The organism is Blastocatellia bacterium (assembly GCA_035573895.1).
Classification (GTDB): Bacteria; Acidobacteriota; Blastocatellia; order HR10; family HR10; genus DATLZR01.
The window spans coordinates 1-11,569 of sequence record DATLZR010000001.1; the positions used below are offsets into that span (position 1 = coordinate 1).

The 11,569-nt window shown below is 60.5% G+C and carries 8 protein-coding genes; all 8 read left to right on the top strand.

Annotated elements, in window-relative coordinates; translation table 11 throughout:
• Positions 1–987 (top strand): hypothetical protein (locus VNM72_00005; GenBank protein HXF03780.1); only part of this gene is annotated, 987 nt, incomplete at its 5' end.
• A gap of 2 nt (positions 988–989) precedes the next feature.
• Entirely contained in the window at positions 990–2,009 is a 1,020-nt protein-coding gene (locus tag VNM72_00010; GenBank protein HXF03781.1) for a C13 family peptidase, read from the top strand.
• A complete protein-coding gene (locus VNM72_00015) occupies positions 2,009–4,642 on the top strand; it encodes a tetratricopeptide repeat protein (protein ID HXF03782.1) in 2,634 nt (877 codons plus the stop codon). Before VNM72_00010 ends, VNM72_00015 begins: the two co-directional genes overlap by 1 nt.
• A gap of 1 nt (position 4,643) precedes the next feature.
• The gene (locus VNM72_00020) at positions 4,644–5,408 is read left to right on the top strand and encodes a DUF4159 domain-containing protein (GenBank protein ID HXF03783.1); all 765 of its coding nucleotides are present in this window, start codon (positions 4,644–4,646) and stop codon (positions 5,406–5,408) included.
• A 60-nt stretch (positions 5,409–5,468) separates the two neighbouring features.
• Positions 5,469–6,494 (top strand): AAA family ATPase, encoded by a 1,026-nt coding sequence (locus VNM72_00025; protein ID HXF03784.1) that lies wholly within the window; start codon positions 5,469–5,471, stop codon positions 6,492–6,494.
• The gene (locus VNM72_00030; GenBank protein ID HXF03785.1) at positions 6,491–7,405 is read left to right on the top strand and encodes a DUF58 domain-containing protein; all 915 of its coding nucleotides are present in this window, start codon (positions 6,491–6,493) and stop codon (positions 7,403–7,405) included. The genes VNM72_00025 and VNM72_00030 overlap by 4 nt, the downstream gene beginning before the upstream one ends.
• Positions 7,406–7,434: 29 nt before the next feature.
• Positions 7,435–9,489, top strand: coding sequence for a BatA domain-containing protein (locus VNM72_00035; protein ID HXF03786.1), 2,055 nt, complete (start codon positions 7,435–7,437; stop codon positions 9,487–9,489).
• Positions 9,490–9,518: 29 nt separating this feature from the next.
• Positions 9,519–11,569: hypothetical protein (locus VNM72_00040; GenBank protein HXF03787.1), on the top strand; the 2,051-nt coding region annotated here is incomplete at its 3' end.

An 11,569-nucleotide genomic window follows, 5' to 3' on the forward strand; every position in this document is an offset into this window, starting at 1 on the left:
TTTTCTGCCGGCGGCTATGGGATTACGCCTCTTGCCGATGTACTTCCCGTTGTTCTCCGGCGGGAGCGCGGGACATCGGCCGATGCCGACGACCGGGTAATGGCCTATGCCCCGGTTGTGACTCCCGGAGGTCGGGAGCATCCCGTCACGCGCTTGAAACGGGAGGATGCGGCCAATCTTCAGGCCTGGCGGGCGTTGCCTCCGGTCACAATCCCCGAACCTTTCGGTGAGGTCAAACCGGGCGCGACCGTCTTGCTCGAAGGTCACCGTCGGGGAGGACGCGACCGCTCGGTGATGCTCGCCTTTCAACGGTATGGAAAGGGAGTGAGCTTCGCTTTCACACCCTCAGATTCCTGGCGCTGGCAGATGGAGATGGATGCAGCCGATCTCTCGCACGAAACGTTCTGGCGGCAGCTCGTGCGCTATCTCGTCAGTTTCGCCGCCGATCGGGTCGAAGTCTCGTCTGATTCCGATGCCTACGACGTGATGGATGACGCCCACCTGAAAATCGCTGTGACGGATGCGACGTTCAGCCGCGTGACGGATGCTCAGGTGGAGGTCATCGTGAGAACTCCGGCGGGCCGCGACGTGAAGGTGCCGGCTCAGGTGACGCTCCAGAGCGGCGGGCACTATGAAGCATCGGTTCCGTTGCCGGAGGCGGGCCCCTATCGCGTCGAGGTAGTTGCCCGACGCGGTAATGAAATCCTCGGTCGGGCACAAACGATTGTCACGGCCGGCGAGCTTCATCGCGAGTTTCGCCAGGCCGAGCAAAACGTCGCCCTCCTCCGGCGTCTGGCGACGGAAACCGGAGGCCGATACTATCGCTTCGATCAGGCCGAGAACCTGCCGGAAGAGATCACCTACCTCGAAGGTGAGAACTCCATTCGCGTGGCCAGGGAGATATGGGATATGCCCATCAACTTTTTGCTCCTTGTGGGATTGATCTCGGCCGAGTGGGTGTTGCGAAAGAGAAAGGGACTCATATGAGGATGCGGAGAATAGGACTCGGTCTATCGGTCGGCGTTGCGCTCATGAGCCTGGGAGCGGTGGTCCCGTCCGCCCACGCCCGCTCGCAAACAGACGGTGACGAGCGCCGCTGGGCCATCATCGTTCGTGGCGTCGGCGGGAGTCAGGAATATGAGCGGCAGTTCAGCGCCTGGTCGCGCGCGCTTTACACGATCTTGCGCGGGCGAATGGCCCTCAGACCAGACGAGATCTACTACCTCACGGCGGAGACGCCTCCACCATCGGACATCACAGTCAATGTGGATCGCGCGACCGGCGACGCCATCGCCCGTGTTTTCGCCGAGATCAACAAAAAGGTAACCGAAAAGGACCTCATCGTCGTCTTCCTCATCGGACACGGGGCCTATGATGGTGAGCGGGCGACATTCAACCTGGTTGGGCGCGACTGGTCGGCGGACGATTTCGCGCGCATCATCAGTCAACTGAAGACGAGGAACGTGGTGTTCATCAACACAGCGAGCGCCAGTGGAGAATTCATCCGGCCCCTGGGCAAAACAGGCGCCGTGGTCATAACGGCCACCCGAAGCGGTCGAGAACAAACCGCAACGATCTTCGCCGAGCACTTTATCGCTGCGCTCTCCGATGACCGGGCTGACTTCGATAAAAACGGGCGCACCTCTGTGATGGAAGCCTTCAGCTATGCGTCCAAAGCAACCGCCGACTGGTACGCCCGGCAGGGCCTTTTGGCTACTGAGCACCCGCTTTTGGAAGATAATGGCGACGGCATCGGGCATGGTGACGCAACGGAAGGAGATGGAGCGGTCGCCCGACACCTGTACCTGGACTCCGTGACGGCTCATCTTCCGAGCGATGATCCTGAACTCCGTGCGCTCGCCCGTCGCAAAGAGGAGCTGGAACGTGCCATCGAATCGCTCAAGGGGCGCAAAGCCCAGATGACTGCCGAAGAATACGAGCGCGAACTGGAGCGGCTGGCCATCGAGCTGGCCGAAGTCAATCAGGCAATGCGACGGAAGAGAAAGTGATGACTCACGTCCGATTCCCATCATCGGCTGTCGTGCGGATGCTGATTCCGCTGGTCGCCGTGGTCGTGTCGGCCACCGGATGCCTGGCGCAAAACAGGGCGGAGGAGGCTGAAGGGCTGCTCCGCCAGGGGAAATATCAGGAGGCCATCACCCTGTGTCGGTCTCGGCTGGCGGTGAATCGGGCTGACGTGCGGGCGGGTCGGATCCTCATCCGGGCTCTGGACGAGACGGGTCAGTGGCAAGAAGCCGAGCGAGTTGCTCGTGAGCTTCTCGCACACGCGCCCCAGGATCCGACAGTTCATCGCCTGCTCGGGGAAATTTATTTCGCCACGGGCCGGTACGACGAGGCCGATGCCGAATACACTCAAGCGATTCGGCTCTCCGCTGGGGTAGAGCAGATCGCCCCTCGATTGAGCCGGGGAATTCTTTTGCGGGCACGAGGAAGAGACGCGGAAGCGGATGCGGAATTTCGCGCGATCCTCACCGTTGCCCAGAGCGAGGATCTGCGCGCCGCCGACGCGCTTACCACTGTCGCCCGCGCCCTCGTCTTCCTGGAGCGCTATCACGACGCCAATCGGATGTTCGCCGCGGCCATCAAAGCCGATCCTCAGTTCCTCGATGCCTATCTCCATGCCGGAATGCTCTATGTCGAGAAGTACAACTATGCCGAGGCAGCGAGTTTCTTCCGCGATGCGCTGGAAGTGAACCCCTCATCGGCAATGGCCTATCTCGGGCTGGCCCGGAGCAAATTGATTGATGGCAGCCGCGAGCCGATCGCCTTAGCCCGGCGTGCGCTGGAGATCAATCCTTCGCTGGTTCCCGCCTATGATCTGCTGGCCGCTGTCACGCTCGAAGCGGACGATTTCGAGGGAGCACTGGCGGAGGTGGAGCGAGCATTGAAGATCAATCCGCAATCCACGTCATCGCGGGCGATTCGCGCGGCGGCCTTCTACCTGCTCCACCGACAGCGCGAGTTCGATGAGGAGGTCGCCCGCATCCTGGCCATCAATCCGCGCTGCGGTGAGCTGTATTTGACGCTTGCTCAGTTCGCCACCAATGAGCGAAGGTATCAGGAGGCTGTTGAGTTCAGCCGGAGGGCGGTTGCGCTCTCCCCGCGGTTGTGGCCCGCCTGGGCGCTGCTCGGAATCAATCTTCTCCGCATCGGTCAGGATGCCGAGGCCCGCGATGTCCTGGAACGCGCCTTCGCTGGTGACCCGTTCAACGTCTGGGTGAAGAACACGCTTGATCTGCTCGATTCCATGCGAACCTATCGGGAGTCGGTGACCGAGCATTTCATCATCCGGACGGCGGCATCGGAACATGACGTGCTCGTGCCCTACCTGTCGGCCCTGCTCGAAGACGCCTACCGCAGGTTGGCCGAGAAATACCGGTTTCGCCCCCAGGGACCGATCATCGTCGAGCTGTTCCCCAATCATGAGGATTTCGCCGTGAAGACCGTGGGATTGCCGGGATTGGGTGCGCTGGGAGCGTGTTTCGGCCGCGTCATCGTCATGGACTCGCCGTCGGCGCGACCGCCCGGGACGTTCAACTGGGGAAGCACCGCCTGGCACGAATTTGTTCACGTCATCTCCCTTCAGGCCACCGATCATAAAATTCCCCGCTGGTTTTCCGAGGGCCTGTCGGTGTATGAGGAACGACAGGCGCGACCCGGTTGGGGCGATGATTGGAATCTCGCCCTCGTGCGAGCGTTGGTTGAGGGGAAGTTCCTTCCGCTGGAGAAGCTCGACGCGGGATTCATCCGACCGGAATCACCGGATCAAATTCCTCGTGCGTACTTTCAGGCTTCGCTCATCGTTCAGTTCATCGTCGAGCGATTTGGTTTCGACAGGATTCTGAGGATGCTCGAGCTTTACCGCAACAACCACACCACCGCCGACGTTTTCAAGATAGCTCTCGGACTGACGCCGGATGCCTTCGATCGGCTGTTTCAGGAGTCTTTGCGGGAACAAATGGATCGGTTCATTCGGGCGCTGGACTTTCGCTTGATGAATCAGGGCCCGACAGATGAGGCCGAGCTTCGTTCTCTGCTCGGCCGGGAACCGGCGAATTATTTTGCTCGGCTGCGCCTGGGAACGTTGCTGCGCCAGCGAGGGCAAATCGAGGAAGCCATTCTTCATCTGACCGAAGCGCTTCGGCTCTTCCCTTATCACACCGGACCGGAGAGCCCCTACTGGCAACTGGCGGAAATCTATCGCGGGCGAGGCGACGGTCGGTCAGCTCTGCGCGTGCTCCGGCAACTTGTTGACCTGGATGAAGACGATTACGCTGCCCATAAACTGATCGTGACGCTTGGGCTTGAGACCGGACTGCGAGAGGGCATGGGACAGATTCTCGAACGCGCGGTCTTCATTGATCCTTTCGATCAGGGGTTGCATCAGGTGGCGGGCAATTTTTACCTCGACGAGCGCGACACGGCGGCGGCCATTCGAGAGTTTCAGGTTCTGATCAGTCTCAAGCCGGGCGATCTAGCTGAAGCGCACTTCAATCTCGCCCGTGCCTACGCCGCCGGCGGCGATGTCACGCGGGCCAAGCGAGAAGTTCTGCGCGCCCTGGAGATTGCTCCTGCCTTCGAGAAGGCACAACAGTTGCTGCTCTCGCTCGTGGGGAAGTAAAATGAAGGCGATGCGCGTCCGACAGTGGAGAAGATGGATTCCGGGAGTCATCCTCGGCACCTGGGCACTCGTCCTGTTGCTCCCGCTGCCACCGAGCGCGGCTCAGCCGGGGATTGATCTGGACCGTTATTCCAATCGTTTCACCTTCGCCCGCATCCGCTACGGCGGGCGCTTCTCCGAGCGATCGTTTGGCTTCGGAATGCCTCCCTGGGCTCATGATTATCCCCGCGGGGGGCGACACATGATGAAAATCCTCAGCGAGATCAGCGCCGTTCGTCCCAATCCCGATGAGGTGATCCTGACCTTCGATGATCCCCGACTGTTCAGATATCCCTTCGCCTACCTCTGCGAAGTTGGCTTCATGAACCTGAGCGAGCGCGAGATCGAAGGAATGCGCCAGTACCTACTGCGCGGAGGCTTCCTCCTGGTGGATGATTTTCGCGGCGAGGGCGCGCTGGAGAATTTTCGCTGGTATGTCCGTCGGGCGTTCCCTGATCTCGAACTGGAAGAGCTGACGATCACTCATCCGATCTTCAACTGCTTCTTCAGCCTGAAGACGCTCGACGTTCAAGCCCCTTATGGAGAGGGTAAGCCCGTCTTTTACGGTCTGTCGGATAAGACCGGGCGATTGATGATGATCGTCAACTACAATAACGATCTGAGCGAATACTGGGAATGGTCGGACGATCCGTTTGCGCCCATCGAGCAGACCAATGAAGCCTACAAGTTTGGCGTCAACTACATCATCTATGCCCTGACGCATTGAGGGCCACGGATCGCCGAACTGTTTTGGAGGACATCGTCCTTTTAATCCTGGAGAGTAAGCATGGTTGCAGATGCCACACGAGACGTCACGCGCGACGAAGAGTTGCTGGAGCGGCTGGCGACGGCGCGACATCATATCCTCAAGGAGATTCGCAAAGTCATCGTCGGTCAGGATGAGGTCATCGAACAGGTTCTTATCTCCCTTTTCGTCGGCGGTCATTCGATCATCACCGGCGTGCCGGGATTGGCCAAGACGCTGCTCATCAAGACCATCGCCAATGCGCTCGATTTGAAGTTCAAGCGCATTCAGTTCACGCCCGATCTGATGCCGAGCGACATCACCGGCACGGATGTCATCGAGGAAGATCGGGCGACGGGCAAACGGCGGTTTGAATTCATACGCGGCCCGATCTTCGCCAACATCATCCTGGCCGATGAGATCAACCGGACGCCGCCCAAGACGCAGGCCGCTTTGCTGGAGGCGATGGAAGAAGGGTCGGTCACCGTGCAGGGGGTGACCTACGAGCTGCCCAAACCCTTCTTCGTCCTGGCGACCCAGAATCCGATCGAGCTGGAGGGGACCTATCCCCTGCCGGAGGCGCAACTCGACCGTTTCATGTTCAATATCAAGATCGGATACATCTCCGAGGACGAAGAGGTGGAGGTGGTTCGCACGACGACGGCTCCGCAGAACATCCAGTTCGACCGGCAAATCACCGGCCGCGAGATTCTGGAGTTTCACCAGCTCATCAGGAAAGTCCCGGCGGCGGAATCGGTGACGCGCTATGCCGTTCGACTGGTGGCGGCCAGCCGACCCGAGAACGGATCTCTCGATTTCGTCAAACGCTGGGTGAGCTGGGGCGCCAGCCTGCGCGCCTCGCAATATCTCATTCTCGGGGGCAAGGCCCGCGCCCTGATGAGCGGGCGTTATAACGTGTCCTGTGACGACGTGCGGAGCCTCGCCTACCCGGTGCTGCGGCATCGGATCCTCGTCAACTTTCACGCCGAATCCGAGGGCATCGGCTCGGAAGAGATCATCCGGCGGCTGATCGAAGCCGTTCCGGAGCCCCGTTCGGGACTGTCATGAACCGACAATCGGCAGAACCCCTCATCCGCTCGCGGTTTCTCTCGCCGGAGATTCTCGCGCGCATTGCCTCGCTGGAGCTGGTGGCGAGAACGGTGGTGGAGGGTTTCCTCTCAGGACTCCATCAGTCTCCCTATATCGGATTCAGCGTGGATTTCGTCGAGTATCGTCCCTATGTCCCCGGAGATGACATTCGTTATGTTGACTGGAAGGTGCTGGCGCGAACGGATCGCTATTACATCAAGAAATTTGAAGGTGACACCAACACGCGCATCCATCTGCTGGTGGATGTGAGCGGCTCGATGGGCTATCGTTCGGGGCCGGTCACTAAGCTCGAGTACGCGCTTTATCTGGCGGCGGCGCTGGCCTACCTGGCGCACCGGCAGCAGGATGCCGTGGGGCTCGTCGCCTTTGATCGTGACATCCGAAGCTATCTTCCGCCGCGGCTTCGACCGGGTCATCTTCGTCTGCTGCTCACCACTCTGGAGCATCTTCGACCGAGCGGACCCTCGGCCATCGCCGATATGCTCGTGCGGATCGCCGAGCTGATTCAAAAGCGCGGCTTCATCGTGGTCATCTCCGACCTCTATGAAGATGCTCCCCGATTAACCGATGCCCTCCGGAGACTGCGCTGTCGCGGTCATGACCTGATCGTTTTCCACGTCCTGGACGCGCGAGAACTCTCCTTTGATTTTTCTCAGCCGGGTAACTTCGTGGATATGGAAACCGGGGCGGAGCTTCAAGTCTCGCCCGAAGACCTGCGGGCGGCTTACGAGCGGGCCGTGCATGAGCACATCACCTCGTTGCGACATGCCTGTGAAGGTCATCGCATTGATTACCAGGTGGTCTCGACCTCGCAACCGCTCGATTACGCGCTCTTTGAGTATCTGTCGCGCCGGTCCCATCTGCGGTGACGGCGAAGACATAATGTGAGAGAGGGGCGATGATTTCCTTCCTCAATCCGCTGTTTTTCCTGGGGGCGCTGGCGCTTTCGATTCCCATCCTCGTTCATCTCGCTCGCCGGGAGCGGGCCGAGAAGATCCCGTTCCCCTCGCTGATGTTCCTCCAGCGGCTTCCTCAGCGGGTTCACAAACGGCGACGGCTCCAGCATCTGCTGCTTTTCATTATTCGGTCGGTTGCTGTCGCGCTGCTGTTCTTGGCCTTCGCCCGACCTTTCTTGAGTGGAGCATCCACCGACGCAACCGAATCGTCCACAACCGCCGTGATTGTGCTCGATACGTCCTGCAGCATGAGATACGGCGATCGGTTCGCGACGGCGCTCGCCCGCGCGCGCGAGCTGGTGGCGTCGGCATCCGAGAGGAAGAAGCTCGGACTCGTCACCTTCTCGACAAGCGCTGATGTTTTGTCTCAGCCGACGAGCGACCGAGCAGCGCTTGCCGCCATTCTCGACCGGGTTCGTCCAACGCATCGAGCGACGAGCCTTCTGGCAGGACTGCGGACGGCAGCGCAAGTTCTGGCTCCCTCCGACAGTCGGGAAAAGGTGATTTACCTCATCTCCGATTTCCAGAAATCAGGCTTGCCGCCTGAGAGCGAACCTTTCTCGCTTCCTTCGGGCGTCAAACTCATCCCGGTTGATGTAGCCGCTGACGAAGGCGACAATGTCGCCGTCAGCGAGATTGCCGCCCAGCCGCTCAGTTATACGCCGCGCTATGAGGGGAAGCTCATCGCCCGGCTGAGCAATTATGGCCGATCCGGGCGGTCGGTGACCGTGTCGCTCCGGGTGAACGACCGTGTGGCCGAGGAGCGAAAGGTACAACTGGCGGCAGGAGCCACCCGCGCCATCGAATTCACTGGATTCTTCCTCGGTTCGGGTCCGAATCGCGTGAGTGTTGCCACGGAGAGAGACGGGCTCAGCGAGGATGATGAATTTTACGTGGCCATCTGGCGGCGCGATCCAACGCGCGTGCTCATTGTGCAAGAGCCGCAACGGAGCAGCCGACGCGGCAGCTTCTACTTCGAGCAGGCGCTGCTGGCCGGCGAGAACGCGCCGTTTCAGCCAGCGTCCCAGGACCCGCGAACCGTGGCCGTCGAAGAAATCCGCCGGGCGGGGCTCATCGTCCTCCATCAGGTGGAGCATTTCAGCCCGGGCCTCCTCGCATCGTTGAAAGGATTCATCGAAACGGGCGGCGGAATGATCATCGCTCTGGGAAGTGAGGCGGGGCAACCCGACGTTCAGGCTGCGCTGGCGGAACTCGCTCCTGTGTCGGTGGCGGGAGTCGAAATGCCTCAGGGAAGTTCCTATCGGGTCCTCTCGGAAGTCGAAACGACGCATCCGATCTTTCGCATTTTCCAGGGAGTCAAAAGCGCTAATTTTTCCCTGGCTCGGTTCTACGGCTTTGTCAGGTTGGCGCCGAAAGAAGGGGCGACGGTCCTGGCCCGTCTTGATGACGGCAGTCCGGCTGTGATCGAGGCTCGCCGGGGGAAGGGAAGGATCCTCATTCTGGCTGTTCCCCTCGATGCAAGCTGGAGCAATCTTCCGCTGACTCCCGTCTATGTTCCTTTCGTTCGCCAGATGGTCGCTGCCCTGAAACCGGAATCCCATCGAGCTTTTTATCGCGTGGGGGATATGATCCCGCTCGAGGGTGCGTCGGAGGTCAATCCCGTCCCCGTCAAGGCCCCATCGGGCGAGCGTGTCAGCCGTGAGACGGGATTGAGCGAGGATTTCCGTTCATTCGTCGCCAGCGAAAATGGCTTTTACACCATCGGGCGTCCTGGAGCGCTCGATTACGTGGCTGTGAATCTGGACGCGAACGAGTCGAATCTGACGAAGGCGGACGTAGGGCAGTTCATTGCCCGCGTTGCGGGACAAAACGGCGATGCGGTGTCCTCACCCGCCCTGGTCAGTGGAGAGTCGGAACGAGAGCGGGCGGAACGGCAAAAGCTGTGGCGAACGCTGCTCTTTTTGGCGCTCGCGCTGCTGGTATCGGAAGCCGTTCTCGCCAATCAGGCATCCCGTCGTCGGACGGGGCCAGCGTGAGAATCCCGATCTGGGCAAGGAGGGTCGTTATGGGTGCTTCGGGAGAACTGCTTCATCATCTAATCCGTCAGGTGCGACGGCGATGGCTTCTCGCGCGCGGACTGACGGTCGCCGCCGTGGGTCTGGCGGCACTCGCTGTCCTCATCGTCGTATCGGTGCTCGTGGCGGTCCGCTTTCAATTCCAGCCCATCGTGGTGATGGTGGCTCGTGCCATTGCCGTCACAGGAGTCTTCCTGACCGGTGGAGCCATCCTCTGGTGGTGCGTCCGCCGTGCTCCGACGGAGCAGCGAATTGCACGGTTCATTGAGGAGAAAAGCGGAGGGTTGAACGATCGCCTCGTCACCGCCATCGAGGTGATCGGCGGACGAGCTGTTCCGGTACCGTCACCGGTCATTGGGGAAAGACTCGTCGCCGATGCCGCGCGCGCCTGCACCGATATTCGACCGGATGTCGTGGTGCCCCGTCGGGCGCTCGCTCTGCGCGGCCTGGTCGCCGTGCTTCCCCCGCTCGTTCTGGCGCTGGTGCTCGGTCTCAGTGAGTGGCCGCTTCGTTCGGGAGCGATCAAACTCTATGCGCCCTGGCTCGACAGAGTGATGCCATCGCTCTCCATCCTCGTTCAACCCGGAGATGTCACGGTTCCTCGAGGGCTCGACCAGATGATCACCGCGTCGCTTCAGGGATTTGATGCGGAGACGGCCACGGTCTTTTTCAAACCCGCCAGCCAGACGAGCTGGCGCGAGGCAGCCATGGAACGAACTCCCGATGGCCATTTCCGCTTTCTTTTCTTCAACCTTCAGGAGACGGTCCAGTACTACGTCTCGGCCCGTTCGATTCGGTCGGCGTCGTTCACTATTCACGTTCGTGATCTTCCCCTGGTCAGTCGCCTGACGCTCGTCTACACCTATCCGGGATATACGCGGTTACCCTCAAAGACGGTGGAGGATGGAGGAGACATCGTCGGGCTCCGGGGCACTGTCGTGACCGTGATCGCCCACCTCACCGGATCGGCTCAAAGCGCCCGAATCCGTCTCGGTGACGGTCAAGTGATCCCGATGACGCCGTCGGGGACCGATCGCTTCAGCGGGCAGATCACGATCCAGAAGAACTCGTCCTATCGCATCGAGCTGACGCCGACGACGGGTGAGAGCTATCCGGGATCGAGCGAATACTCGATTACGGCGCTAGAAGATGATCCTCCCCTGGTCGTGCTGGAAAAGCCGGGACGGGATCTGAAGGTGACCAACCTCCAGGAAGTTTTCACCGAAGCGCGGGCCGAAGATGATACGGGAATCGGCAAGCTGGAACTGTACTACTCGGTCAACGGAGGGCCGGAGCAGCGGGTGACACTTTATCAGGCGGCGGGCGAGGCTCCCCGAACGATCACCGGATCGCACACCTTCTTCCTCGAAGAGTTTCAGCTTCAGCCCGGCGATGTGATCTCCTACTATGCCCGTGCCGAAGACAACAATCGGGCGACGGGGCCGGGTGTGGCGACGACGGACATCTATTTCCTTGAGGTGCGACCGTTTGACCGTCGCTTTCGTCAAGCCCAGCAAATGCCCGGAATGCAGGGCGGCGAGCAGGACGCCGGGGCTTTCAGCCAGCGGCAGAAAGAAATCATCGCAGCCACCTGGCGCGTCGTGCGGGAGAAGGATCGCTGGAGCCCGGCGGAGTTCGCCGAGAACATGAACGCCATTGAACTGGCTCAGACGAAACTCCGCAGTGACGTACAGACGCTTATTGAACGGATTCGGCGCCGACTGGGCGATGCTCTCGATGAGCAGCCGGATTTCAAGACGCTGGTGGAAAATCTCGAGGCCGCAACCGCCGCGATGGCTCCGGCGGCCGAACAGCTTCGTGCTCGAAAGGCTCGCGAAGCCCTCCCGCATGAGCAGAAGGCCTACCAGCATCTGCTTCGCGCTGAAGCCGTGTTTCGTGAAATTCAGGTCGCCTTCGGCAACGCCGGCGATGGGGGAGAGAGTCGCGCCCAAGACTTAGCCGATTTGTTCGAGCTGGAACTGGACAAGATGAAGAATCAGTACGAGACGGTTCAACGCGATCGAGGCGAGCGGCGGAATCG